25 protein-coding genes are annotated in these 23,189 nt (G+C 72.6%); 6 read left to right on the forward strand and 19 right to left on the reverse strand.

What is annotated here, in order from left to right; genetic code table 11:
- Positions 1–416 precede the first annotated feature (416 nt).
- The gene (gene rph / locus AB0J46_RS44410; protein WP_364341447.1) at positions 417–3,014 is read left to right on the forward strand and encodes a rifamycin-inactivating phosphotransferase; all 2,598 of its coding nucleotides are present in this window, start codon (positions 417–419) and stop codon (positions 3,012–3,014) included.
- Positions 3,015–3,044: 30 nt separating this feature from the next.
- Here the strand turns inward: rph and AB0J46_RS44415 are convergent, their stop codons facing one another.
- Together AB0J46_RS44415 and AB0J46_RS44420 are read right to left on the reverse strand one after the other, a co-directional pair.
- Positions 3,045–3,275 carry a hypothetical protein gene (locus AB0J46_RS44415; protein ID WP_364341369.1) on the reverse strand — a complete coding sequence of 77 codons (231 nt, stop codon included), beginning with the start codon at positions 3,273–3,275 and terminating at the stop codon, positions 3,045–3,047.
- Between the two features lie 100 nt (positions 3,276–3,375).
- On the reverse strand, positions 3,376–4,266 hold the full coding sequence (locus tag AB0J46_RS44420) for an alcohol dehydrogenase catalytic domain-containing protein (protein ID WP_364341371.1): 891 nt from the start codon (positions 4,264–4,266) through the stop codon (positions 3,376–3,378).
- Positions 4,267–4,467: 201 nt separating this feature from the next.
- On the opposite strand from AB0J46_RS44420, the gene AB0J46_RS44425 reads away from it, so the two are divergent.
- Positions 4,468–4,989: a hypothetical protein gene (locus AB0J46_RS44425; protein WP_364341373.1), complete on the forward strand. Its 522-nt coding sequence runs from the start codon at positions 4,468–4,470 to the stop codon at positions 4,987–4,989.
- A 15-nt stretch (positions 4,990–5,004) separates the two neighbouring features.
- Here the strand turns inward: AB0J46_RS44425 and AB0J46_RS44430 are convergent, their stop codons facing one another.
- Together AB0J46_RS44430 and AB0J46_RS44435 are read right to left on the reverse strand one after the other, a co-directional pair.
- Positions 5,005–5,586: a DUF1707 domain-containing protein gene (locus AB0J46_RS44430; protein ID WP_364341375.1), complete on the reverse strand. Its 582-nt coding sequence runs from the start codon at positions 5,584–5,586 to the stop codon at positions 5,005–5,007.
- Positions 5,587–5,648: 62 nt separating this feature from the next.
- Entirely contained in the window at positions 5,649–6,281 is a 633-nt protein-coding gene (locus tag AB0J46_RS44435) for a TetR/AcrR family transcriptional regulator (protein WP_364341377.1), read from the reverse strand.
- A gap of 140 nt (positions 6,282–6,421) precedes the next feature.
- On the opposite strand from AB0J46_RS44435, the gene AB0J46_RS44440 reads away from it, so the two are divergent.
- Positions 6,422–7,357, forward strand: a complete 936-nt coding sequence (locus AB0J46_RS44440) for a hypothetical protein (protein WP_364341379.1) — start codon at positions 6,422–6,424, stop codon at positions 7,355–7,357.
- Here the strand turns inward: AB0J46_RS44440 and AB0J46_RS44445 are convergent.
- From AB0J46_RS44445 to AB0J46_RS44455, 3 genes are read right to left on the reverse strand one after another with little or no spacing between them, the layout of a single operon-like run.
- Positions 7,354–8,136, reverse strand: coding sequence for an MFS transporter (locus AB0J46_RS44445; RefSeq protein ID WP_364341381.1), 783 nt, complete (start codon positions 8,134–8,136; stop codon positions 7,354–7,356). The genes AB0J46_RS44440 and AB0J46_RS44445 overlap by 4 nt on opposite strands.
- A 55-nt stretch (positions 8,137–8,191) precedes the next feature.
- Positions 8,192–8,785 (reverse strand): TetR/AcrR family transcriptional regulator, encoded by a 594-nt coding sequence (locus AB0J46_RS44450; protein WP_364341383.1) that lies wholly within the window; start codon positions 8,783–8,785, stop codon positions 8,192–8,194.
- Between the two features lie 9 nt (positions 8,786–8,794).
- Positions 8,795–9,781, reverse strand: a complete 987-nt coding sequence (locus tag AB0J46_RS44455) for a helix-turn-helix domain-containing protein (RefSeq protein WP_364341385.1) — start codon at positions 9,779–9,781, stop codon at positions 8,795–8,797.
- A 104-nt stretch (positions 9,782–9,885) separates the two neighbouring features.
- Here AB0J46_RS44455 and AB0J46_RS44460 point away from each other — a divergent pair, with 104 nt between their 5' ends.
- Complete coding sequence (locus AB0J46_RS44460) at positions 9,886–10,806, forward strand: NAD-dependent epimerase/dehydratase family protein (RefSeq protein ID WP_364341386.1); 921 nt, start codon at positions 9,886–9,888, stop codon at positions 10,804–10,806.
- Positions 10,807–10,817: 11 nt separating this feature from the next.
- On the opposite strand, the gene AB0J46_RS44465 is transcribed toward AB0J46_RS44460, so the two are convergent.
- The 3 genes from AB0J46_RS44465 to AB0J46_RS44475 all read right to left on the reverse strand — a co-directional run bounded on the left by AB0J46_RS44465 (position 10,818) and on the right by AB0J46_RS44475 (position 14,137).
- The gene (locus AB0J46_RS44465) at positions 10,818–12,011 is read right to left on the reverse strand and encodes an MFS transporter (RefSeq protein ID WP_364341387.1); all 1,194 of its coding nucleotides are present in this window, start codon (positions 12,009–12,011) and stop codon (positions 10,818–10,820) included.
- A gap of 460 nt (positions 12,012–12,471) precedes the next feature.
- Complete coding sequence (locus AB0J46_RS44470) at positions 12,472–12,894, reverse strand: spore-associated protein A (RefSeq protein ID WP_364341388.1); 423 nt, start codon at positions 12,892–12,894, stop codon at positions 12,472–12,474.
- A 79-nt stretch (positions 12,895–12,973) separates the two neighbouring features.
- On the reverse strand, positions 12,974–14,137 hold the full coding sequence (locus AB0J46_RS44475) for a serine hydrolase domain-containing protein (protein WP_364341389.1): 1,164 nt from the start codon (positions 14,135–14,137) through the stop codon (positions 12,974–12,976).
- Between the two features lie 227 nt (positions 14,138–14,364).
- On the opposite strand from AB0J46_RS44475, the gene AB0J46_RS44480 reads away from it, so the two are divergent.
- The gene (locus tag AB0J46_RS44480) at positions 14,365–15,063 is read left to right on the forward strand and encodes a MarR family transcriptional regulator (protein ID WP_364341390.1); all 699 of its coding nucleotides are present in this window, start codon (positions 14,365–14,367) and stop codon (positions 15,061–15,063) included.
- Between the two features lie 260 nt (positions 15,064–15,323).
- Here the strand turns inward: AB0J46_RS44480 and AB0J46_RS44485 are convergent, their stop codons facing one another.
- The 9 genes from AB0J46_RS44485 to AB0J46_RS44525 form a co-directional block, all read right to left on the reverse strand.
- Positions 15,324–15,524, reverse strand: a complete 201-nt coding sequence (locus AB0J46_RS44485) for a hypothetical protein (protein WP_364341391.1) — start codon at positions 15,522–15,524, stop codon at positions 15,324–15,326.
- A 57-nt stretch (positions 15,525–15,581) separates the two neighbouring features.
- Positions 15,582–16,679 carry a serine/threonine protein phosphatase gene (locus AB0J46_RS44490; RefSeq protein WP_364341392.1) on the reverse strand — a complete coding sequence of 366 codons (1,098 nt, stop codon included), beginning with the start codon at positions 16,677–16,679 and terminating at the stop codon, positions 15,582–15,584.
- Positions 16,680–16,715: 36 nt separating this feature from the next.
- The gene (locus tag AB0J46_RS44495; RefSeq protein WP_364341393.1) at positions 16,716–17,189 is read right to left on the reverse strand and encodes an HTH domain-containing protein; all 474 of its coding nucleotides are present in this window, start codon (positions 17,187–17,189) and stop codon (positions 16,716–16,718) included.
- Positions 17,186–18,004 (reverse strand): alpha/beta hydrolase, encoded by an 819-nt coding sequence (locus AB0J46_RS44500; RefSeq protein WP_364341394.1) that lies wholly within the window; start codon positions 18,002–18,004, stop codon positions 17,186–17,188. The genes AB0J46_RS44495 and AB0J46_RS44500 overlap by 4 nt, the downstream gene beginning before the upstream one ends.
- Positions 18,005–18,023: 19 nt before the next feature.
- Positions 18,024–18,800, reverse strand: coding sequence for a methyltransferase domain-containing protein (locus AB0J46_RS44505; protein ID WP_364341396.1), 777 nt, complete (start codon positions 18,798–18,800; stop codon positions 18,024–18,026).
- Positions 18,801–18,976: 176 nt separating this feature from the next.
- Positions 18,977–20,170: a cytochrome P450 gene (locus AB0J46_RS44510; RefSeq protein ID WP_364341398.1), complete on the reverse strand. Its 1,194-nt coding sequence runs from the start codon at positions 20,168–20,170 to the stop codon at positions 18,977–18,979.
- Positions 20,171–20,391: 221 nt separating this feature from the next.
- Complete coding sequence (locus AB0J46_RS44515; protein WP_364341400.1) at positions 20,392–21,366, reverse strand: hypothetical protein; 975 nt, start codon at positions 21,364–21,366, stop codon at positions 20,392–20,394.
- Entirely contained in the window at positions 21,363–21,716 is a 354-nt protein-coding gene (locus AB0J46_RS44520) for a GntR family transcriptional regulator (RefSeq protein ID WP_364341402.1), read from the reverse strand. The genes AB0J46_RS44515 and AB0J46_RS44520 overlap by 4 nt, the downstream gene beginning before the upstream one ends.
- Before the next feature lie 83 nt (positions 21,717–21,799).
- On the reverse strand, positions 21,800–22,750 hold the full coding sequence (locus tag AB0J46_RS44525; RefSeq protein ID WP_364341404.1) for a helix-turn-helix transcriptional regulator: 951 nt from the start codon (positions 22,748–22,750) through the stop codon (positions 21,800–21,802).
- 149 nt (positions 22,751–22,899) lie between these two features.
- Here AB0J46_RS44525 and AB0J46_RS44530 point away from each other — a divergent pair, with 149 nt between their 5' ends.
- Positions 22,900–23,148 (forward strand): heavy metal-associated domain-containing protein, encoded by a 249-nt coding sequence (locus AB0J46_RS44530; RefSeq protein ID WP_352360044.1) that lies wholly within the window; start codon positions 22,900–22,902, stop codon positions 23,146–23,148.
- Positions 23,149–23,189 lie beyond the last annotated feature (41 nt).

A 23,189-nucleotide genomic window follows, 5' to 3' on the forward strand; every position in this document is an offset into this window, starting at 1 on the left:
GAAGCTGGGGATATTTCCGGTTATATGGGGATTTGCGACTCGCGCTTCGAGGGCGCTGTGCTTCCGTATCCCGGGCGCTAGTTTTTCATGTCTCTGGGGGAGGGGCGTCCCGGATGGGGGTAGCCTTATCGGCTTTCTGGTGATTGCGCGGTGGGTGTGTCGACACCGTCTCGTTCCGGCGCGCTACTATTAATCTACAAAGTAAAGGCGATGTGCCGGGCGCAAATCTGATCTTCGATCGAACGGCAAGTCACGTCGGAGCGGCCAGGATCGGCGGTCGGGCGCGATGCTGGGGGAACGTCCCCTCACTTTCACTTTATAGCGGATCTCCGCCCCTCATGAGACCTCGAAAAGTCGTTCATACTGCCCGTTGCGAACCAACCCCGACGAAGGATGGAGCGACGGAATTGGGTTACGTGCTGGAGTTCGGGCAGATCAATGCGGCGAACCTCGCGGACGTCGGCGGGAAGGGCGTCGCCCTGGGCGAGCTCTCGCGGATCGACGGCGTCCGCGTGCCGGACGGCTTCTGCGTCACGACCGACGCCTTCCAGCGGGTCGTCTCCGCGGCGCCGTCGTTCGACGCCCAGCTCGACCTGCTGTCGAAGGTGGACCCGGACGACCGTGCGGCGGTCCGCGCGCTGAGCGCGGAGATCCGCGCCGTCATCGAGGGCGCGCCGGTGCCCGACGACGTGGTGGCGGCGATCGGGGAGTCGCTGGCCCGGCTCGGCGAGCAGGCCGCCTGCGCGGTGCGGTCGAGCGCGACGGCCGAGGACCTGCCGACGGCGTCCTTCGCCGGGCAGCAGGATTCGTACCTGAACGTCGTGGGGCCGGCGGAGGTGCTCCGGCACGTACGGCGGTGCTGGGCCTCGCTGTTCACGGAGCGGGCGGTGGTCTATCGGCGTCGCAACGGGTTCGATCACCGTGGGGTGCGGATGGCGGTGGTCGTGCAGCGGATGGTGTTCCCCGAGGCGGCGGGGGTCCTGTTCACCGCCGATCCGGTGACGTCGGACCGCAAGGCCGCCGTCGTGGAGGCGGTGTGGGGCCTGGGTGAGGCGCTGGTCTCGGGCGTGGTCGCGGGGGACGTCTACACGGTGCGGGACGACCGGGTCGTCGACGTGTCGGTCGGGGCCAAGGCGCGGGTGGTGCGGGCGTCGCCGGCGGGCGGCACCGAGGAGGGGCCGGTCGAGGCCGAGCGGTCGGTCCGGCGGGCCCTGACCGATGAGCAGGCGGTTCGCCTGGTGGGGTTGGGGCGGCGGATCGAGGCGTGGTTCGGCCGGCCGCAGGACATCGAGTGGTGTCTGGCCGGTGAGGAGTTCCATGTCGTCCAGAGCCGGCCGATCACGACGTTGTTCCCGGTTCCCGTCGCGGACGACCAGGACAACCACGTCTATGTCTCCGTGGGGCATCAGCAGATGATGACCGACGCGATGAAGCCGCTGGGGTTGTCCTTCTGGCAGCTGACGACGTCGCGGCCGATGGCGGAGGCGGGCGGGCGGCTGTTCGTGGACGTGGCCCCGGTCCTGGCGACGGCCGCGGGCCGGGCGAACCTCATCGGAACGCTGGGGAAGTCCGATCCGCTCATCCGGGACGCGTTGCAGACGGTGGTGGATCGCGGCGACTTCATCCGCGCGGTGCCGCAGGAGGAGTCGGGTGTCGCGCCCGCGGCTGCTCCGCCCGCGCCGATCGAGACCGATCCGGAGCTGGTCGCCGAGCTCGTCCGGGACGGCCGGGAGTCCGTGGCCGCGTTGCGGCGCCGCATCGAGGAGCTGTCCGGGCCTGAGCTGTTCGAGTTCATCCTGGCGGACATCGCGGAGCTGCGGCGTCTGCTGTTCGGCCCGCGGAGCTACCAGGCGATCATGGCGGGGATGGAGGCCGCCTGGTGGCTGAACGACCATCTGGAGGAGTGGCTGGGGGAGCGGAACGCGGCCGATGTGCTGACGCAGTCCGTCCCGCACAACGTCACGTCGGAGATGGGGCTGGCGCTGCTGGACGTCGCGGACGTGATCCGTCCGCACGCGGAGGTGGTGGCGTTCCTGCAGCGGGTGGCGGCGGAGGAGCGGGAGGGCGACGCCTTCCTGGAGGAGCTGGGCGAGCTGCCCGGCGGCCGGGAGGCGGCCGCGGCCGTCCGGGGCTTCCTGGAGCAGTACGGCATGCGTTGCGCGGGGGAGATCGACATCACCCGGACGCGCTGGAGTGAGCGGCCCGCCATGCTCGTTCCGGTGATTCTCGGCAATGTCCGGAACTTCGCGGCGGGTGCCGGGGCGCGGCGTTTCGAGCAGGGGCGTCAGGAGGCCCTGCGCAAGGAGCGGGAGGTGCTGGCGCGCCTGCGGGCCCTGCCAGACGGTGAGGGGAAGGCGGCGGAGACCGAGCGGATGATCGCCCGGGTGCGCACGTTCGCGGGCTATCGGGAGTTCCCGAAGTACGGCATGGTCTGCCGTTACCTGGCCTACAAGCAGGCGTTGTGGCGGGAGGCCGACCGGCTCGTCCGGGCGGGCGTGCTGCGGGACCGGGAGGACGTCTTCTTCCTGCGGTTCCAGGAACTGCAGGAGGTCGTGCGCACGGGCGAGGCGGACGGCGAGCTCGTCCTGCGGCGTCGGGAGGACTTCCGATGGCACGAGACGCTGCGCCCGCCGCGCGTGCTCACGTCGGACGGCGAGGTGCTCGCCGGCCGGTACCAGCGCGAGGACGTGCCGCCGGGGGCGCTGGCCGGGCTGGCGGTGTCGGCGGGGACGGTCGAGGGACGTGCCCGGGTGGTGCTGGACATGGCGCGGGCCGATCTGGCGGCGGGGGACATCCTGGTCACGGCCTTCACCGACCCGAGCTGGACCCCGCTGTTCGTGGGCATCGCCGGGCTGGTGACGGAGGTGGGCGGCCTGATGACGCATGGAGCGGTGATCGCGCGGGAGTACGGGCTGCCGGCGGTGGTGGGGGTGGAGGGGGCCACCCGGCTGATCCGGGACGGGCAGCGGATCCGCGTTCACGGGACGGACGGATACGTGGAGCTCCTCGACTGAGCGGCGGCGGCCCGGTCTCGTGTGCCGGGCTCAGAGTGCCGGCGCCGGGACGTTGAGCGGCTGCCGGGTGCCGTGCTCGGCGGGTGCGGGGTGTTCCGCGGGGGCCTGGAGGCGGGGCCGCTGTTCGGGGGCCGGGCAGCGGCCCTGGCAGTAGCCGTTGACGACGACGAGGCGTCCGCGGGCGGCCGTGTAGTCGCTGGGCTGCCGGCCGGGGAGGACTCCCTTGCAGGTGGGGCAGCAGATGGGCTGGTCGGCTGTCATCAGGGCCTTTCGACGTCGTGGATGTCGTGGGCGCGGGTGCTCCGGGCCGACGGCGGCTCCGGAGCACCGGGTCGGCGGGAGGTGCCGTGGTGGTCTGTGCTCAGGCCACCAGGGGGCTCTTCACCGTGCGCCTTCTGCAGTATGGCGACCGTGCGCGGGGGAGCAACGGGCGGGGTGGCCTGGCGGGCTGAGGATCGTTCCTCGCGGGGTTGTTTCCTTCCTCCCGCTTGGCAGCGGCTTCGCCCGCGGGTGGCGTTCCGGCGCGGCTTACGCCTCGGGTGAGCTTCGACAGGTCAGAGCTTGATGAGGACTTTGAGGCTTTTGCGGTCGGCCATGTCCCGGTAGGCGGCCGGGACGCCGTCGAGGTCGGTGGTGGCGTCGAAGACCTTGCCGACTCGCGGCCGAGGTCGGTGCGGGTTTGGTGACGTCTCATGAGGATGATCTGCTCGGCGCCCGGGCGCCTGGCCGACAGCACGGCCAGCAGGCCGACGGCGCCCTCGCCGATGACGGTGACGCGGGTGCGCCGGCCCACGCCCCCGGCCACGGCGGCGTGGTGGCCGGTGCCGAGCACGTCCGTGAGTGTCAGCAGGGACGGCATGAGGGCCGAGTCGGCTTCCACGGGCAGCTTGACCAGGGTGCCGTCGGCCTGGCCGCCCTCGTCCGGTTCGGCGTCCCAGAATCGGGCCTGCGGGTCGGCGCAGGAGGTGTGCAGGCCCTCGCGGCAGAACCGGCAGGTGTTGCCGGAGATGGCGAACGGCGTCACGACCAGGTCGCCCCGGGCGAGGGTGGTCACCTGGGAGCCGATGTCCTCGACGACGCCGATGAACTCGTGACCCATCCGGGCGGGGCCCTCCTCCGGCCTCATCGCGCCGTAGGGCCACAGGTCGCTGCCGCAGATGCAGGACGCGGTGACGCGGACCAGCGCGTCGGTGGGCAGTTCGACGGCCGGGCCGGGCACCTGCTCGACGCGGACGTCGCCGGCGCCGTACATCAGGGTTGCGACCGTCAGAAGTTCTCCGATTCCCTCTCACGAGGTCTCGCGAGCGGGTGTGAGCATCCCGGTTTCCTGGCTCCTCCCCTCCTGACCTGGCCATACACCAGGCCGGCCGGGCTGCGGGCCGAGGCCCACGTGAGCATCCGGCCGGACGGTGTACGACTCCACCGGCTGCCGGCCCCCGATACGATCCGCCGTGTGAGCGCGGGCCGAACTCTCCAGGAGCGGGTCACCGTTGTGCGCGGTGAGCTGCCGTGCCCGGGGGGCCGGGTGGGCCGGGTGGCGGCGTACGAGTTCGACATCCCGGAGGGCAGGTACGTGCGTCCCGGCGCGGGGCGCCGGCAACGGGCGTTCCTGCTGCTGGACGAGTCGGTGCAACTCCACCAGCCCGTGGTGTTCGGGCCGGAGCGCGCCGGCTGGTGGTACATCGACCTGGTCGGGATCCGGGAGAGCGGTGACACGGTCCGGGTGGCCGACCACTACGTCGACTTCGTCGTCGGCCCGCCCGGGCTTCCGTACCGGGTGCTGGACCTGCACGAGCTGGGGGAGGCGCTGACGTCCGGGAGACTCACCGCGCGGCAGGTCGCGGACGTGCTGGCCGCCGCCCAGGCGTTCGCCGACAAGCACCTCCAGGGCGAGGGGCACCACGGGCCGCAGTGGCCGGACTTCCCGCCCGCCGCGCTGTCGGCCGTGCGCGAGGTGGAGATCCCCCGCCTCTGACCGGCGAAGGGCGGTTCACCTGGCGGCGGGCCGCTTGGTCTTCGTGCCGACGCCGCCGAACAGGGCCAGGCCGCTGACGACGACCCGCGGCGCCCCCTGCCTCCTGTTGACGGCGCTCCGGTCGAACGCGCCGAACAGTCCGAGGCCCTTGACCTCCACCTCGACGTCGTCGGGGACGACGATCTCGGTGTATCCCCACAGGGCGAAGGCGCGCACCCGGATCTCCCGGTCGGCGAAGCGGGCGTCGCGCAGGTCGATCTCGCCGCCGCCGAAGACCGACAGGGAGGTGAACACGCGCGGGGCGATCCAGCGGCCCTTGCGGCTGAACCAGCCGAACACGCTGAAGGCGAAGCGCGAGTGGGGCTCGTCCCGGACCACCAGTGAGTCCGTCCGGGCCGGTTCGGGGAGGTCGCGGCCCGCGTGCGCGAGCTCGCCCTGGGTGCGGGCCGTGTAGATCTCGCCGAGCCGCTGGTCCAGCTCGGCCAGCTCGATCCGGCCCGCGGCGGCGGCCTCCTGGAGTCGCCGGGCCGCCTGCTCGCGGTCCTCGTCGGAGGGGCGTACCGGCCGGGCGGGGATGAGGTCGGGGTGCTCGGGCATGGGCGGTCCTGTCCGTGTGGTCGAAGTGACGGGACCATCCTATTCTCCAAGTGGAGAACAAGTCAGCCGGGCGGCTCCAGCCCGGACTCCTCCACCATGTGGGCGCCCATCATCCGGGCGAGCTGGACGCGGAACTCCGCCTCGCGGGCCGGGTCGTCGGGATCGTGGCCCAGGCCCGCCAGCCACGACCGGCCGCCGATCGCGAACCCGTACGCGGCCGACAGGCCCACCAGGACGACCGCCTCGATGCGCGACCGGCTGGGCGTGGGCCGTCCGGCGAGCGCGGCGCGGATCCCGGCCTCCATCGTGTCGATCAGCTCCACCAGCTCCGGCCGCGCGGCGCCCCGGTAGTCGGCGTGCATCTCGGTCCAGACGAACAGGCGCAGATAACGTTCGTCGGCCAGGGTGTCGAAGAGCACGTCCATCATCCCCGCCGCGGTGGGCACGCCGTCCTCGGCCTGGATGCGCTCGCGTACGCGGGCCTCGATCCGGTCGTTCTCGGCCCGCAGCACCTCCCGGACCAGGACGGCGTACGTGCCGAAATAGTGGGATACGAGCCCGTGGGCGACCCCGGCGGCCTCGGCGATCTGCCGCAGGCTGACGTTGTCCGGACCTCGTTCCCTGATCAGCTCGGCCGCGGCGGCCAGCAGCTCGGCACGTGATTCCGCAGGGCTGCGCCTGCGTCTGGGTGGCATGACCGGCAGTGTATGGTCCGCCGGTCCACCGGTGCCGGTCCGCGGGCGTGCCGGGTGAGCTGCGGGTATATCGGCGCGGCAGAACGCATCCGATATGTTCGTGTTTGTCAGGTCTTTGCGTTGTCTTGGGGGAATTGTCGGTGCGCGCACTACCGCTGCTCGTGGCTCTCGTGCTGAGCCTGGCCGGCTGCGGCGCGATCCCGGGACTGCCCTATCGCCCCGCCGACCCGCCGACGCCGAGCCGGGCCGCCTCGCCCGCCACCTCGCCGTCTCCCTCTCAGTCTCCGTCTCAGTCTCCGTTGCCGGACGCCTCGGCGACCGCGCGGGCCCTGACCGTAGCCCAGGCCCGGACGGCCATGCGCACGTGGGTGGCCACATACAACGCGGCGATCAAGAAGCGCAAGTGGTGGCGCTCGAACGCCCGGCTCGACGCGCTGTTCGTCGAAGGCGCCCTGTACGAGGGCGTCCTGGAACGCAGCCGCGAAGGCTTCGGATGGAAGCCGGCGCACAAACCGATCAACCCGGCCGGCATCCCGACGATCTATGTGCCCAGGCCGGAGCGGCAGCCGCCGGCCGGGGACTGGTTCATCGCGAAGGCGACCTACCGCGACACCAAGGGCCACAGCCGCCCGCATCTGCTGGCGTTCCTGCGCTCTCCCGGGCAGTCCTTCCGGCTGGCCGTCGCGACCCCGCTGCACTGGGGACAGCAGATGCCCAAGCCGCTGCTCGACGCCGACGGCTACATCACGGACATGGACGACGCGATGGCGGCCGCCGTGGCCGAGGAGTACCGCAACTTCTGGAACGGGGACAGGAAGAAGGAGGGCGACTCCGGCTACCGCCTGGCCAAGGACAGCTACAGCCGTAAGGCGTTCCCCCAGGTCAACAAGGGGATGTACGTCGGGTTCGCCGGCCGCGGCTCCGTCTTCGGCTTCCGTACGGCGAGTGGCGGCATGTTCTTCCTGTTCGCCCTGCTCAACGACGCCAAGAGCGTCAACAACGTGCTGAGCGAGGCGGTGCTGGTGCCCAAGGGCAGCAAGGCCGTCCAGGAGCTCGGCGGAAGCTGGTTCTCCTAGGGACGTTCCTGTCCGGCGGGCGAGGCCAGGCAGGGGTCGACGCGGCTGGGCGCCGACGACCGCGCCCCGGTGCGGCGGCCGAGCTCGGGCAGCAGGGACGCCACTCCGAGCGCGGCCAGCCCGGCGCCCAGCCAGAAGGGAGCGCGCAGCCCGAAGCCGTGCAGGACGCGGACGGTGTGCCGGTCGGCCAGGCGTCCGACGACGTGGTTGCCGACCACGGTGGCCGCGCCGTACGCGACCAGCAGCAGCGGGACGGCTCCGGAGGGGAACCCGGTGACCTGGGTGAGGATCGGGCTGAGGTAGCTGAAGGCGGCGAACGTCGCGCCGATGATGAGGGTGCTGGTCGACAGCGCCAGCCACAGCCGGCCGTTCCTGAAGACGGCCATCTCCTGCCGGAAGTCGCCGTCGCCGCCGGCGCGGCCGAGGGCGGGAACGCCCGCCGTCGTGGCGAGCGCGGCGAGGACGGTCAGGACGCCGACGGCCCAGAAGGCGGCGCGCCAGCCGAACTGCCCGCCGATCAGGGTGGACAGCGGCAGCCCGAGCAGGGTGCCGAGCATCAGCCCGTTCAGGACGACGGCCAGGGCCCGGCCGCGCACCTCCGGGCGGCTCAGCTGGACGGCCACCGAGATGGCCACCGCGAAGGCGGTGATCAGGTAGCCGATCTGGGAGACGGTCACGCCGAGCCCGCCCGCCATCTGGGGCATCAGGCCACCGACGGCGAACTCGCTGGTCACCATCGCGAAGATGCCGACGGCCAGGACATAGACGGCTCTGGGCAAGGGGGCTCCCTTTTGCATCGATCGGTGTAGAACTCGGGCACGAAAAAGACAGCGGTCAGCTCAGGGCGTCCATGGCCGTGGCGGCGATGGCCTCGATGGTGGCGTCGTCGGCGCCGCCCTGCGCGGCCACCCGGATCCCGGCGATCACGGCGTTGACGAACCGGGCGAGCTCGGCGGGGTCGCGGGTGGAGCCGATGTCGCCGTCGCGCTGGCCGCTCCTGATGGCCGCGCTCAGGCTTGCGGCCCGGCGCTCGGCGTCGCGGGCGAGCATCTGGGAGATCTCCGGGTCGCGGCCGGCGAGCTCCATCGTGGTGTTGACGGTCAGGCAGCCGAGGCCGTGGCCGTCGCGCCGGTTCTCCGCCTCGGTCCGCAGGATCCTGGCGAACAGCGCGCGGACGCGCTCGATCGCCGGCAGCTCGTGATCGTCGAGGATGCGCAGCTGGTCGGCGGTCGTGGCGTCCATGTAGCGGGTCAGGGTGCGCTTGAACAGCTCGCGCTTGTTGGTGAAGGCGTTGTACACGCTGCTGCGGTCGAGGCCGAGCGCCTTGCACAGGTCTCGGGTGGAGGTGGACTCGTAGCCGTTCGCCCAGAACGTGCGCATCGCGGTGTCCAGGGCGCGGTCCTCGTCGAACGATCTCGGCCTCGCCATACGGGCACGCTACCGGTTTTGTATCGATTGGTGCAATACGTCGGGCGCGGACGTGGTTCCGCGGGTGAAGGCCGCCCGGTAGGCGGTGGGCGTGAGGCCGGTGCGGTGGGAGATGTGCTGGCGCAGCGAGTCCGTGGTGACCAGGCCGCTGAGCTGGGCCACCTGGCCCATGGGCAGGTCCGTGCTCTCCAGCAGTTCCCTGGCCTGCTCCACCCGCTGGTGGAGGAGCCATTGCAGCGGGCTGTGGCCGGTCTCGGCGTGGAAGCGGCGGGTCAGCGTGCGCACGCTGGTGCGGGCGTGGGCGGCCAGGTCGGCGCGGGTGAGGGGCTCGTGCAGCCGCTCCAGCGCCCATGCCCGGGTGGCGGCGAGCGAGAGCCCGGTCTCGGGCGGCAGCGGGGAGGCGATGAACTGGGCCTGCCCGCCGGGACGCACCGGCGCGGCCACGACCAGCCGGGCCACGGCGTTGGCCGCGGCGGCCCCGTAGTCGCCGCGCACCATGTGCAGGCACAGGTCGATGCCGGCGGACAGGCCGGCGGAGGTCCAGATGTTGCCGTCCTCGACGTAGAGCACGTCAGGACGCAGGTCGACGGTCGGGAAGCGGCGGCGGAACTCCTCCGACCTGGCCCAGTACGTGGTGGCGCCGCGGCCCTCCAGCAACCCCGCCCGCGCCAGGACGAAGGCCCCGGTGCAGATCGAGGCGACGCGCCTGCCGGTCTCCGCCGCCCGGCGCAGGGCCCGCAGGACCCGGGGGTCGACGTCGTCGCGGGCGCCCGTTCCGGTGACGATGACGGTGTCGGCGTCCTCGACGATCTCCAGCCCGTGCGTGACGGTGACGTGGAGGCTGCCGCCGGTGGCGATGGGGCCGGGGTCGGCGGTGCAGATCCGGACGTCGTAGCCGGGCCGGCCGTCCACGGTCATCTCGCCGAGCACCAGCTCCGGAATGGACAGGTCGAACGTCGTGGCCGGCGGGACGGCGATGACGGCCACACGGTGCATGGCCCGAACCTCCAGATACTTGGCATTCGGGCCACTATCGTACTGATCACCGGCGGTACAGGGTGGACAACCGGTGTCACTGTCCCCTGTCTTTGGAGAAGATCGTGTCTTTTCATGTCGTCGTCGGCGCCGGAGCCACCGGATCGGCCACCGCCCGGTTGCTGGCCGAATCCGGGCGGCAGGTCCGCCTGGTCACCCGGAGCGGCAGCGGCCCGGCCCATCCCCGGATCGAACGCGTGCCCGCCGACGCCGGCGACGCCGACCGGCTGGCGGAGCTGGCCGAGGGAGCCGCCGTCCTGTTCAACTGCGCGATGCCGCCCTACGATCGCTGGCCGGCCGAGTGGCCGCCGCTGGCCGCCGCGTTGCTGGCCGCCGCCGGGCGCAGCGGGGCCGATTACGTCATGCTGGGCAACACCTACGGGTACGGGCCGGTCGAGGGGCCCGTCGCCGACGGGGCGCCGATGGCGCCGACCAGCCGTAAGGGCGAGGTCCGGGCGCGGATGTGGCAGGACGCCCTCGCCGCCCACCAGGCGGGCCGGGTGCGGGTGACCGAGGTCAGGGCCGCCGACTTCCTCGGCGCCGGCGCGTACTCGCCGTTCACGCTCATGGTCGGGGCGCAGGTGCTGGCCGGCGCGCCGGTCGCCTATCCCGGTGATCTGGACGCGCCGCACAGCTGGTCCTACACCGGCGACACGGCCCGCACGCTCGTCGCCGCCGCGGGGAACGAGGCGTCCTGGGGACGGGCCTGGCACGTGCCCTCGACCAGCGAGCTTCCGGTGCGCGGGCTCGCCCGGCGACTGGCCGAAGCCGCCCAGGCGCCCGCGCCGCGGCTGGGGCGCATGTCCCTGCGCGAGCTGGCGGAGATCGGGCGCACCGACTCGATCATGGCCGAGTTCCCCGAGATGTTGTACCTGTACGACCGGCCCAACGTGCTCGACGCGTCCTCGACGGTCGAGATCCTCGGCGTCGCGGCGACGCCGGTGGACGACGTCCTGACGGAGATGGCCGCCGCCGTCCGGGCCTGACGAGGGGACTGTCAGTCGCGGACGAGCGCGGGAACCGGGACGGCAGCCGGTTCACCCGCGGGCGCACGGCGCTCCAGGGCGGCGGACCAGAACGCCAGGGCGAGGGCCGCGGCGGCGAGCAGGGCGCCGACCCAGTTCGGGGCGGTGTAGCCCAGGCCCGCGGCGATGACGAGCCCGCCCAGCCAGGCCGCGAGCGCGTTGCCGAGGTTGAACGCGCCGATGTTGACCGCGGAGGCCAGCGTCGGCGCGCCGTGCGCCTGGTCCAGGACGCGCTTCTGCAGCGGCGGCACGGTGGCGAAGCCCAGCGCCCCGACCAGGAAGATGCTCACAGCGGCGGTGACCTTGTCGTGCGCGGTCAGGGTGAACAGCGCCAGCACGACCGCGAGGCCGCCGAGGGTGGTGTAGAGCAGCGGCATCAGGGCGCGGTCGGCGAACCGGCCGCCGAGCAGGTTGCCGAGGAACATGCCGGCGCCGAACAGCACGAGCAGCCAGGTGACCGCGTCGGCGGAGTAGCCGGCCACCTGCGTCATCATCGGCGCGACGTAGGTGATCGCGGCGAAGACGCCGCCGAAGCCGAGCACGGTCATCGCCATCGCGAGCAGCACCTGCGGGTTGCGGAACGCCGTCAGCTCCGGGCGCAGGCGGGTGCCTTCTGGCCGGGGCATGGCGGGCACCAGCGCGGCGATGCCGAGCAGGCCGACCACGCCCAGGCCCGCGACGATCGCGAAGGTGGTGCGCCAGCCCACCGCCTGCCCGATGAAGGTGCCCAGCGGCACGCCCACGACGTTGGCGACGGTCAGGCCGGTGAACATGGTGGCGATGGCGCCGGCCTTCTTGTGCGGGGCGACCAGGCCGGCGGCGGCCACCGAGCCGATGCCGAAGAACGCGCCGTGGGCCATCGAGGCCACGATCCGGCCGCCGAGCATCACGCCGAACCCGGGCGCCAGCGCGGACAGCAGGTTGCCGATCACGAACAGGCCCATCAGCACGAGCAGCATCGTCTTGCGGCTGATCCTGGTGCCGAGCACCGTCATCACAGGCGCGCCGATGACCACGCCGATCGCGTAGCCGGTGACCAGCAGGCCGGCGGTGGGGATGGTGACACCGTAGTCGCCGGCGATCTCGGGCAGCAGGCCCATGATCACGAACTCGGTGGTGCCGATCCCGAAGGCCCCGATGGCCAGGGCGAGGAGTGCGAGAGGCATCGCGCGACCCTTCTTGCTATTGCCACTGCTTCTTGCAGGCTTCGACAATAGTTGCACACGCGCTATAAAGGCAAACGCTGGCATACGGCTTGGGCGCGTTGATCTCGCGAAGGTTGCGGAGGCGCGGGTGCCTGGGGGCGAGGGCTCGCGGGCCGGCGGGTCGTGGCCAGAGGGCCGCTGGTCGGTGCGGCCAGGCGTCCGGGCTGGAGCCGCTGCTTGAAGGGGCGGGTGCCGCAGCGTGGTGGGCCGGCTGTGGGGGCGGGCTGCAGGTGGCACGGGCTCGAAGAAGCGTCGCCGTGGGAGCGCGGTGCGCTGCGAGCGGCGGAGGCGAGGGGCTGAAGGGCCTCATGGAGGCACACGGTTCCGGGGGTTCCCGGCCCTTGTGTTGTGGCGGTGCGGCCGTCCGGGGTTCAGGGGCCGGGCGGCCGTGCTCCGCGTGGACGGATCGGGTCCGTTCGGGTCAGCCGCAGTTGCCCCACGTGGAGCGTCCGCCGATGGCGCGGGCGCCGCTGGGGGCCTCGATGATGGCCGAGTACTTCACGCAGGCGCCCTTGGCGTTGGCGTAGACCGGGCCGCCGTAGTACTTGACGGTCTCGCTCACGCCGTAGCTGCTACCGCCCTGGACGGTGAGCGTGACGTTGGTCCAGGTGCTGGTGCCGACGTAGTTGCTCTTGACGACCGTCACGCAGTTCTTGCCGGTGCTGCTGTTGTAGGTCAGGTACACCGTCCCCCAGACCTTGGTGTAGTTGTGCATCTCGCTCTGGTGGACGACCTTGTATCCGTCGCCGCAGTAGACGTCCGCGCTGGCGGCCGTCGGGACCGCCATGAGGGAGGTGGCGGCGACGAGGGTGAACGCGGCGGCCGTGAGGGTCTTCCTGAGCACAGGCATCCTTCAATCTGCTGGCATTTCGGTCATGATCTAACTCCCTTTGTTTACCATATGTTCGAATGTCTCAAGATCTCTAAGCGTCGGGGGAGGGGCAGTACTCGGCGGCCAGGGCGTCGTTGAAGACGCTCAGGGGCGCCCAGTCGCCGTTGACCTGCGTGGTGAGGCGGTGCCTGCCGTCGCGGGTGCCCATGCTGTAGTTCCACGACCCGTACGTGGCGCCGCCGTTGCCCCACACAGTGGCGCCGCAGGGCAGCTTCTGTTCGAAGACGCCCAGGCCGTACCGGGTGTCGGGGATCCAGCCCGCCCCCTCGGTGGGGACGGTCGTGAGCATCTCCCGCAACTGCGCGCCCGGCAGGACGCGCCCGCCGAACAGGGCGGCGAAGAAGCGGTTGAGGTCGGTGGTGGTGGAGATGAGGCCGCCGGCGGCCCAGGCGAAGGACTGGCTCATCCGGGTGGCGTCGTAGATGGTGGGCTGCGGGTCGCGGGAGAACAGGATGGAGTAGTGCACGGGGTGCGGGCCCCGGATCCCGGGGTCGGCGCCGGGCAGGGAGGTGCCGTTCAACCTCAGGGGGCGGATGACGGTCCGGTCGAGTTCCTGCTCGAACGTCCGGCCCGTCGCCTTCTCGACGATCATCGCGGCCAGGATGTAGTTGGTGTTGGAGTATTTGAAACGCCGGCCCGGCTCGCCGGTCGGCGGGTGGGCCAGAGCGATCTTCACCAGCTGCTCGGGGGTGTAGGTGTCGAAGCGGTGCTTGAACCACTCCTCGACGCCGCCCGTGCCGGAGAACTTCTCGTCGTCGGTGTAGGCGAAGATGCCGCTGGTCTGGTTGAGCAGCTGCCTGATGGTGATCTTGCCGGGTTCGTAGGCGCTGCCGTCGAACAGGCCGGGCAGGCGCCTGTCCAGGGTGTCGTCGAGGCTCAGCCTCCCCTCGGCCACGAGCTTGAGCACCACGGTGGCGGTGAACGCCTTGGAGGTGCTGCCGATGCGGAACCGCTCGTTCTGCCGGCGCTCGCGTCCGGTCCCGGTGTCGGACACGCCGGCTGAGCCGAACCAGGAGCGGCGGCCGTCGCGGACCTCGGCGACCATGCCGGGCGCGAGCCCGGCGGCCACCGTCCGGTCGAGCACCTGCTGCACCCCGGTGTGCCCGGGAGCGGGGGAGGCGGCGGCGGGCAGGGCCGTGGCGGCCAGGGTCGCGGCGGTGAGCGCCGCCGCTTTCACGGACTTGGATGCGGTCATGTCGGTTCCTTTCGAGGGGTGGGGCGCCGCGCTGCTTGACGTTCGCGACAATGGAAAAGCTAACTTGCATTCGCAAATCTGTCAATCAAAAAGCGCCTGTTCATCAGGTATTTAGCGTTACTTGCAATGGCGTGTTGATGAATGCAAGCTGGACTAGTTGCAATGAGATGGAGGCGAATGCAAGACTGCAGCCGTCCGTTGCGCGTACGACCAGGAAGGTGCCGCCGATGCCCGGAGGCAGGCTGACCCAGCAGGACCGCCGGCAGATCGCCGAGGGGCTGGCCGAAGGGCTGACCCAGACCGAGATCGCCGGACGCCTGAACCGGCCGCTGTCCACCGTCACGCGCGAGGTGGCCCGCAACGGCGGCCCCGACGGCTACCAGGCCGACCAGGCGCACCAGGCCACCCGCGACCGCGCCCGCAGACGTCCGGCCGCCTCAGGGGCGCGCGACCGTTGGACGGTCACCGATCTGGAGGAGGAGTTCACCGCGGTCATGATCGGCACCGGGTTGACGCGGATGACCGCCCGCGTCCTGGCCACCCTCTACCTCACCGACAGCGGCAGTCTCACCGCGGCCGAGCTCACCCGCAGGCTCCAGGTCAGCCCCGCCTCGGTCTCCAAGGCGATCGGCGAGCTCGAACGGCAGGAGCTGATCCGGCGCGAACGCGACCCGCGCCGGCGGCGTGACCGCTACGTCATCGACGCAGACGCCTGGTTCCGCGGCTGGACGGCCAGCGCCCGCCAGAACGCGCTGCTGGCCGACGTCGCCCGCCAGGGCGCGGCGACGGTCGGAGCCACCTCGCCCGCCGGGATCCGGCTGCAGGACATCGCCGGCTTCTTCGACCACGTCGGCCAGGCCATGCTGCAGGCGGCCGAGGAGTGGCGGCAGGCGTACGCCGCCAAGCAGGAGTCCGGCCGGGGGTGAGCGGAGGCGGCATCGCCTCGCGGGGCGCGCGCGCCGGGCTCGACCCCGCGTTCGTAACTGTGCTGATCGAGCCGGGCCGCGCGGACGCCTGCCTGGAAACGGCTCGTGGCGGGACTGGCTCATTCAGGCGTGCGGGCCGATCAGCGGGCCGTCCTTCCCTGCGGCACCGCCGCCGGCGCGAAACGCGAGCACGGAAGGCCCGTCACATGATTGTTCGCGTCGGGCCAGGGCTCGGAAGCCGCGCTTCTCCGCCGGGCCGGTCAGGACGTCTCTTGCCCGGCCTGGTTCGCCTTCGCGTTGGACTGCCGCATCAGCAGATCGGTCGCCAGTTCCACCTCCACCTCGACCCGCCGCAACGCCCGCAGCGCGTCGCCCAGGTCGGTGAGGTCTTCGCCCAGGGCCGCGGCGGCGTCCCGTACGGGGCGGAGAACGTCGGGGATGCTCTGGCGGTGCTCGTCCATGATGTGACGGTATGACACCGGCGGCCGGGTCGTCACCTGCGACCTCGGCCCCGGCCGTCAGCGCATCGCGCTCAGGGCGCGTTCGATCTTCTCGCTCGGATACGGCGTCGTCCTGCTGGTGCCCCACAGGTGCCAGTGGAAGTCGTTCACGGCCGCCGCCACGGGAGCGTACCGGCGGATCATCGCGGCCACGGGCGGGGGCGCGCCGGCGGGGTCCGCGCCCTCGGCGCACGCGCGGATGTACGCGTTGCGCTCCTCGGCGGCGCCGTTCGGCGACCGCATCCCGCAGACGTCGCTGACGATCCAGTTGACCAGCCGCGCCAGCGCGTACGCGGTGTCGTGGGTGCGGTTGCGCTCCAGGAACTCGATCTCCGGCTTGGACAGGTCGAACCGGGAGGAGGTCGCCAGCCCCAGGTCGGCGAGGTAGAGACGGTCGCCGTCGGTCAGGATGTTGCCGAAGTGGCCGTCGAAGTGCATCAGGTGCCGGCCGTTCATGAACGCCACGTCGCGCGGCAGGCACGACTCCAGCATGGCGGCCGCCGCCGTCGCGGCCTCCTGACCGGCGGCGACCTGGGCGGCGAGCCAGTGGTTCAGGTCGTGGGGGATGAACTCCTGGAACAGCACGATGCCGGCCGAGGCGCGGGCGAGGGCGTGCAGGCGCTCCCGTACCGCGGGCGACCCGTCCCAGTACTCCACGGCCGCCTCGACGTCGGCGTGCTCGGCGGCAGGCGGCGGCGCGCCCGGCAGCACCCGCCAGTGGTACAGCAGCGGGAAGGCGGCGCTGTGCCCGCCCAGCACCCAGCCGGTCGTCATGGCGGCGGCGGCGAGCTCCCGCCACGCGCCGAAGCCGGGCGTGCCGATGGCGGCGACCCCGTACTGGCAGAACGGCGGCAGCCCGAACAGGTTCGCGGTGGACATCACGTTGGCCGGCCGGCGTTCCAGGTCGGTCAGCGGGATGCGCTTGGCGAAGACCGGCACGCCCTCGACGTCCAGCAGCACCGACGTGCCGCCGATGCCCGTGCCCAGCATCCGCGCCTGCTCCAGCGCCTGGGCGAGCTGCCGGTCGCTGTGCAACGCCAGCGCGCTCGCGACGTCGCCGTATCGTCGGGCCCGCTCGCCCCGGGACATGTCCATGCGCGTGTCTGGCAGTTCCACCACCGGGCCCCCTTGATCGACTTCGTGGGGCAGACCCTACCCGGCGGAGGAGGGCCGCGCGGTGTCCGATCCGGGGCGTCCCTCTCGGTGCCTGGCCAGCAGCTGCCCGCCGACGTCGACATAACCGGCGAACAGTCCGATCACGTCCTGCAGCCGCTCCTGCGCGGGCCCGGCGTTCACCAGGGCCTCGCCCTCGCGCAGGGCGGCGATCAGGGTCCTGGCCCGCGCCTGGCTGGCCTCCAGCAGCGACTCGATCCCCCCGGTGGCCTCCACCAGGAGCCGCCGGCTGCCGGGCTGCGGGATCACCTTGGCCAGCCCCCAGGAGTCGAGCTGCCGTACCGCGGTGCTCACCGCCCCCTTGCTCAGCTCCAGCTCGGCGGCGATGGTGTCGAGCGAGATCGGCTCCTCGGTGAGGAGCAGCAGCCCGTAGACGCGCCCGGTCGCGTGGGGCAGGTTCCACGAGGCCAGCAGGTCGCCCACCGAGGTGACGAACGTGTGCCGCGCGCTCATCGCCGCGCCCGCCCCGGCGCCGGGAGCGTGCACAGGAACGCGTCGATCGCCCCGTTGACCGCCTGCGGGTCGTCCTGGTTGGCGATGTGGCCCGCCCCGGGGACGACGATCTCCTCGACGCCTTCGGCGCGGGCCCAGCCGGGCATGGCCGAGGCGATGTTGCCGGTGGTGTCCCGCTCGCCGCGGATCAGGCACAGGGGCACCGGCGTGCGGTAACCGGGGTCGGGGGAGAGGAACTCGACGGTGGCCCGCCACACCTGCACGAACTCCTTCTTCGGCACCTGGCCGAAGGCCCGCCGGGCGTCGTCCCTGGCGGCTCGGGTGGTCGCGGAGGCGTCGGCCATCAGCCGCGGAAGCCTTCCGGCGGGGATCATCATCAGCATCGGCGCGGCCGCCCTCAGCAGCAGGCGGTCCCGCCAGGACAACGACGCCGTGTTCGGCGTGGCGCCGATGACGACCAGGGCGCGGGCGAGGCCGGGATGCCGCCGCACGACGGCCTGGCTGAGGTTGCCGCCGAGGGACTGCCCGACGAGCACCGGCCGGTCCAGCGCCAGGTGCTCGACCAGCGCGCACAGGTCGGCGATCGCCTGCTCGGCGGTGAAGCGCCCGCCGGCCGGGCGGGAGAGGCCGTGGCCGCGCAGGTCCCAGGTGACGACGCGGTACCCCCGGGCCCGCAGGTGGCGGGCCTGGGCGTCGAACATCACGTGGTCGGCCCCGGCGCCGTGCGAGAACACCACCGGCACGCCGCCGCCTCCGCTGTCGGCGTAACGCAGGTCGCAACCCCGCAGGTTGAGGACGGACGGTAGATTCACCATATTCTGAATATAGCGAACGTCAGGCGGGACGGGCGACGTACAGGATGCGGTCGTGGGCCTCCTCGTCGGCCGGGTCGCGCACCGAGGTGCCCACCAGCCCGTGCGCGGCCACCACGCGCAGCCCGGCCAGCTCGGCGGCCCGGCGTACCGTGCGGTCGGAGTGGTGGCGCTGCACGTGCCGCATCGACAGCCGCTGCCAGCCCGCGCCGGCCCGTTCGAACAGGTCGAACTGGGTGATCACGATCTCGTCGGCCTCGATCCGCGGCGAGTGCGCGAACCAGGCCACGTACCGGTCACCGCGGTCGGCGACCACCGGGACGCCGAACGTGCGCCGGTAGTGGCCGATGGTGTTCAGGTCGAAGACCACCAGCCCGCCCGGGGCGAGCCGGTCGCGCGCCGCCGCCAGCGCCTGCCGCAGCTGTCCGGCGCTCGTCAGGTACGTCAGGGGCACGTCCACGCAGGCGACCACGTCGAAGCCGGACAGTTCCGGCGGAGGGCGCAGGAGTGATCCGACCAGGAACGGGATGCCGTCGGCGCCCGGCCGCCGCCGCGCGGTCGCCACCATCGCCGGGGACAGGTCGTAGCCGGTCACCGCGAATCCCCGCTTGCTGAACGCCGTGCTGCTGCGGCCGGTGCCGCAACCGGCGTCCAGCAGCCGCCGCCCCCCGTTGCCGTGCCGCTCCACCGCCTCGGCGAAGCGGTCCACCAGCGCCTCGGTGTCCATCTGCGCGTTCAGCTCGTCGTAGCGGGCGGCGACGCCTTCGTAGGCCGCCAGGGTCTGCTCGACATGCGACATGCGTGCCTCCTGAACGGCCGGCGGGCCGGGTGACCGCGCCGGGCCCTCGGCCCGGCGCGGCCGCTCGGACTCGGTTACCAGATGTACCAGGCCTGCCGGTTGACCCGGCGGCCGGTGACGCGGCGCAGCAGCTTCCTCATGGGAGATCACCTCCTTCCTCGACGAACCGCTGGTGGTCAGGTCTGGCGTGGCGTGCGGCGCAGCTGGAAGGGCGGCGGCGTGATGATGCCCTCGACGTGCGGCCGCCCGGCGCCGCCGCGCACCTCCAGGCGGGCGCCGTCGGTCAGGGCGGCCAGCAGGTCGGTGGCCAGCGCCTGGGCGACGCCCGCTCCGGCGCAGGTGAACGGGCCGCCGCCGAAGGGCAGGTAGGGGCCGCGCGGCTCGGGGCCGTCCCAGCGGCCGGGCCGGAACGTGGTGGCCCGCGGCCAGTGCCGCTCGTCGCGGTGGAGCAGGTAGGGGCAGACGGACACGCTGTCGCCCGGCTCCAGCGGCACGCCGCCGACCTGGTGGGCCCTGCGTACCGGGCGGCCGAGCAGCCAGGCCACCGGCCACAGCCGCAGCGACTCGCGGACGGCCGAGTCGGGCGGCACGGCGGCCAGGTCGACGCCGTGGGCCGCCGCCGACAGCAGCGCCCAGGCCACCGCGTGGCCGACCGGCGCGATCGTGGTGCGGAAGAGCAGCAGGTACACCTGCGCCACGTGCTCGGGGGGCGTCCCGGGCGGGGTGGCGCCCAGGACGGCGTCCAGCAGGTCGCCGGGCCGCGCCTCGTCCGCCGGCTCGCCCCGCCGGGCGCGGGCCTCGGCGGCGAGCGTCCGTACCACGCGGGCCCACAGGGCGCGCCGCGACAACCGCGCGAGCTGGCCGGCGGGGCGGATCAGCACCTCACGCCGCACGACGTACGCCATCAGCTCCCGCAGGGCGGGCGGGCTGTCCGGCCGCAGCAGGGCGTCGGCCATGAACCGGTGCACGGCGGCCCGCCCGGCCGACGGCCACTCGCTGACCTCGCCCAGCTCCGCCACGACGGCGGGCAGCCGCTCGCGCCGGGCGGCCACGTGGGCGCGCAGCGTCGTGCGGGCCGCCCGGCCGATCGCCACCTGCGTCGCCCGCGGCCCGAGCAGCCCGCCGCCGACGTGGAAGAACCCGGACACGTCGGCGTAGTCGCCCGCCTCGTCGTGCAGGATGCGCAGGGCCTGCGCCGGGTCGGCCACGCACAGCGACCCGTCGTCGGGCAGGCGGAACACCGGCCCGCGCGCGCCCGCCGCCCGCTCCACGAACCCCAGCGGATCGCGGCGGTAGTGCCGCGCCGCGCCGCGCGGCCACGGCCGCCCCTGTTCGGGCACGACCCGATCCGGTTTCCCGACCGTCGTCATCCCACCTGCCCCATGCCATCCGTGAATCGGGTGTACACGCAGGCGGCGCAGGTGCGCCCCCCAGGAGAACGGTGCCGCACGGCCGCGACGGGCCGGGGCGCCACGAAAACCAGGAACAGCGGCAGTGTATAGGCCGGGTTCCGGCACGCCGGTGGCCGAGTGATCAATGGGATCAGCGTGATCACATTGACCAATGTCACCGGCGTGCCGGCCACGGGCGCTCAGGCGGCCTGGTCGCGCAGGCTGTTGATCAGGCCGGCGGCGGTGGGGGCGTCGCGGCAGGACACCAGGAAGTCGGTGCCGTCGGCCAGGCGCAGGGCCAGCGCGGGCCCGGGCAGCAGCAACATGCCCGCCCCGGCGCCGTGCAGGGCGCCGTTCAGCAGCCACCGATCCGCCGGGACGTCGACCGCGTCGGCCCGGCGCACGCTGCCGACCGCGACCTCCCGGCTGATCGGGCCGAGCGCGACGGTCACCGCGCGCTCGTCGATGGCCAGCCGGTAGGAGCGCATCGGCAGCAGCACCACGGCGGCGACCACGACGGCGGCCCCGGCCCAGCCCGCGGGGCCGACGGTGAGGACCAGCGCCGCCGTCATGGCCGCCCCGGTCAGCGTGAGAGCGGCCACGCCCAGGTCGACGGCCCGGATGACGCGCCGTTCCTGCCAGGAGACCTTCTCCTGGCCGCGCAGCGGCAGCCGTGGAGCGTCGGGAGCGGGGGCGCCGGTGGCCCGGCCGGCGGGGGTGTGGCGGCCGGCCAGCAGGAAGGCGGCGCACGCGCCGGCGAGCGTGACCATGGGGACGAGCACGCCCATCACCGCCGGCGAGGGCGCAGCCGCCTGGGCCGCGGTGGGGGCGTCCAGTGCCGCGTGCAGGATGACCAGCAGGGACGTGGCCGGCGCGACGACGATCGTGACGACCGCGACCAGGATCGCCGTCCGGATCGCATGGGCGCGCGAGGCCGGCGCGCGACCGGCCAGGACGAACCCGGCCAGCCCGGCCAGCCAGACGGCCGCCGGGACGCCGAGCAGCAGGGTGGACAACTGCTCGACGGTGACGGTGGAGCCGTGGGCCGCGCCGCTCCGGCCGGGTAACGCGGCGGGCAGCCGTTGACGCCAGGCGAGCACGGTCAGCACGGCACCGCCCAGAACCGTCGCGGGCAGGGCGACCGCGCCCGTCAGCCATCGGACCTTACCGATCATGTGAACTCCTTCCCCACCAGCGACATCAGTTCGTCGCGGTTCAGGCCCGCGCGGCGGGCCACGGTGACAAGGTGCCGGACGGTCTGCACGAGCTGTGCCCGCTCGCGCGGGTTCGTCCTGGTGACGGTGGCGCCGCGGCCGGGACGCAGCTCGATCAGTCCTTCGTCGCGCAGGTCGGCGTAGGCGCGCAGCACGGTGTGCATGTTGACCTCCAGCGAGGAGGCCAGGTCGCGGCCGGAGGGCAGCCGGTCGCCGGGGGTCAGCAGCCCGTCGGCGATGCCGCGGCGGATGCATCCGGCGATCTGCTCGCTCAACGGCGTGCTGCTGCTCGGGTCGACGCGATAGAGCATGTTCTAATCCTGATAGAACAATGCGATTTTCACAAGCCCGATCCGCCCGCCGCGCGGATCGGGGGAGAGGGGGCCTTCCCGGCTCAGATCCAGCCGAGCTTGGCGGCGCGGACGCCCGCCTGGAAACGGCTGTCGGCGCCGAGCTGGGCGGTCAGCTCGGCCACGACCCTGGTCACCGTGCGGTTCGAGACGCCCAGGGCACGGGCGATGGCGTCGTCCTTGGCGCCCGTGGCCAGCAGGCGCAGCACCGCCCGCTGCTGGTCGTTGAGCTCTTCGCCGTCGGCCGCCCTGGGCACGTCGCCCGGTTCGGAGGCGGTCATCCAGCAGTAGTCGAACAGGGCGGCGTAGGAGGCGACCAGCCCGCGTCCCTCGATGAGCATCGCACCCGCCATGAGGTCGCCGGGCATCACCTCGGCCACGGCCAGCTCGCGGTCCAGCATGATCAGCCGTACCGGGACGAACGGCATGGTGCGCACCTCGACCCCGCCCTCCAGCATGCCCTGGACGTGCTCGCGCATCGCCGGCTGGGCCAGCTGGCTCTGGGCGTGCATGATGCGCACCCGCACGCCGCGGGCCACCGCGCGCACGTCCTCGGCGCGGGAGTCCCGCAGCCGTTCCGGCTCCCAGGCGTGCGGCATGTGCATGCCCATGACCTCCTCGCGGGCCAGGTCCGTCGCCGCCCGCAGCTTCACGCGCAGGGCCTCCACGTTGGACCGGGGGAAGAACTCGACGCGGGCGTCCTGGGGGTCGCCGTCCAGGCGCAGGTAGTGCTCGGTGAGCTCCCTGGAGGCCGCCCGCTGCTCGGCGAGCATCCCGAGCAGCTCCTCGCCGCCGAGCAGCATGCGGTTGAGCGCCGCCATCGCGTCGACGGCGATCTCGGCGCCGGGATTGAGCAGGCCGAGCCTGGTCAGCCGGTCGCGGGCCCGCTCGACCTCGGCGCCGCGCAGCCCCAGCCCGGCGGCCGCCGCGCCGAACGACTCCCGGTGCCGGCGCATCCGCGTGTACACCCGCCTGGCGGTGGCCTCGTCGCTCACGTACCTCTCCTGTCCGCTTCCCGCCATGGCGGGAAGGGGAAGTCGCATCCGCTGTCGTCGCCGCTCTCCTTGCGGCAAGCTCAGAAAAGGGTACGGCGTGGTGAAACGGACCCCATACCCAACCCCTGTACGGCACTTCGGAGGACCTTATGATCACCCTTGTCCACAGCCTCGTCACCTACGGCATCCCCGACCTGAACACCGGGAGCTGCGCCACGTGCGTGGAGGCGGTGAAGCGGGAGCTGGCGCTGATCCCGGGGGTGGTGGGCGTGGACGTGAACCTGGCGGCCGGCCGGGTGAGCGTGCTCACCGAGGGCCCGGTCGAGGAGAGTTTCATCGTGGCGGCCATCGAGGACGCCGGCTGCGAGACCGACCGCCTGCCCGGCTGGCGTTCCTAGACGCCGGCGGCCCGCCTCTTGACGGGCTGGCGTCCGACCCG

Source organism: Nonomuraea sp. NPDC049758 (genome assembly GCF_040674635.1).
GTDB lineage: Bacteria > Actinomycetota > Actinomycetes > Streptosporangiales > Streptosporangiaceae > Nonomuraea.

Excerpts from the sequence above, each read along its gene's own strand:
- AB0J46_RS44420 (WP_364341371.1), bottom strand. The coding sequence starts at position 4,266 with ATGTACGGCGCCGGCGACGTCCGCGTCGAGCAGGTGCCCGGCCCGGCC.
- AB0J46_RS44505 (WP_364341396.1), bottom strand. The coding sequence starts at position 18,800 with ATGTCGCATGTCGAGCAGACCCTGGCGGCCTACGAAGGCGTCGCCGCC.
- AB0J46_RS44500 (WP_364341394.1), bottom strand. The coding sequence starts at position 18,004 with ATGGTGAATCTACCGTCCGTCCTCAACCTGCGGGGTTGCGACCTGCGT.
- AB0J46_RS44475 (WP_364341389.1), bottom strand. The coding sequence starts at position 14,137 with ATGACCGCATCCAAGTCCGTGAAAGCGGCGGCGCTCACCGCCGCGACC.
- AB0J46_RS44495 (WP_364341393.1), bottom strand. The coding sequence starts at position 17,189 with ATGAGCGCGCGGCACACGTTCGTCACCTCGGTGGGCGACCTGCTGGCC.
- AB0J46_RS44510 (WP_364341398.1), bottom strand. The coding sequence starts at position 20,170 with ATGACGACGGTCGGGAAACCGGATCGGGTCGTGCCCGAACAGGGGCGG.
- AB0J46_RS44435 (WP_364341377.1), bottom strand. The coding sequence starts at position 6,281 with ATGCCACCCAGACGCAGGCGCAGCCCTGCGGAATCACGTGCCGAGCTG.
- AB0J46_RS44515 (WP_364341400.1), bottom strand. The coding sequence starts at position 21,366 with ATGATCGGTAAGGTCCGATGGCTGACGGGCGCGGTCGCCCTGCCCGCG.
- AB0J46_RS44465 (WP_364341387.1), bottom strand. The coding sequence starts at position 12,011 with ATGCCTCTCGCACTCCTCGCCCTGGCCATCGGGGCCTTCGGGATCGGC.
- AB0J46_RS44485 (WP_364341391.1), bottom strand. The coding sequence starts at position 15,524 with ATGGACGAGCACCGCCAGAGCATCCCCGACGTTCTCCGCCCCGTACGG.
- AB0J46_RS44480 (WP_364341390.1), top strand. The coding sequence starts at position 14,365 with ATGCCCGGAGGCAGGCTGACCCAGCAGGACCGCCGGCAGATCGCCGAG.
- AB0J46_RS44455 (WP_364341385.1), bottom strand. The coding sequence starts at position 9,781 with ATGCACCGTGTGGCCGTCATCGCCGTCCCGCCGGCCACGACGTTCGAC.
- AB0J46_RS44415 (WP_364341369.1), bottom strand. The coding sequence starts at position 3,275 with ATGACAGCCGACCAGCCCATCTGCTGCCCCACCTGCAAGGGAGTCCTC.
- AB0J46_RS44450 (WP_364341383.1), bottom strand. The coding sequence starts at position 8,785 with ATGGCGAGGCCGAGATCGTTCGACGAGGACCGCGCCCTGGACACCGCG.
- AB0J46_RS44520 (WP_364341402.1), bottom strand. The coding sequence starts at position 21,716 with ATGCTCTATCGCGTCGACCCGAGCAGCAGCACGCCGTTGAGCGAGCAG.
- AB0J46_RS44530 (WP_352360044.1), top strand. The coding sequence starts at position 22,900 with ATGATCACCCTTGTCCACAGCCTCGTCACCTACGGCATCCCCGACCTG.
- AB0J46_RS44430 (WP_364341375.1), bottom strand. The coding sequence starts at position 5,586 with ATGCCCGAGCACCCCGACCTCATCCCCGCCCGGCCGGTACGCCCCTCC.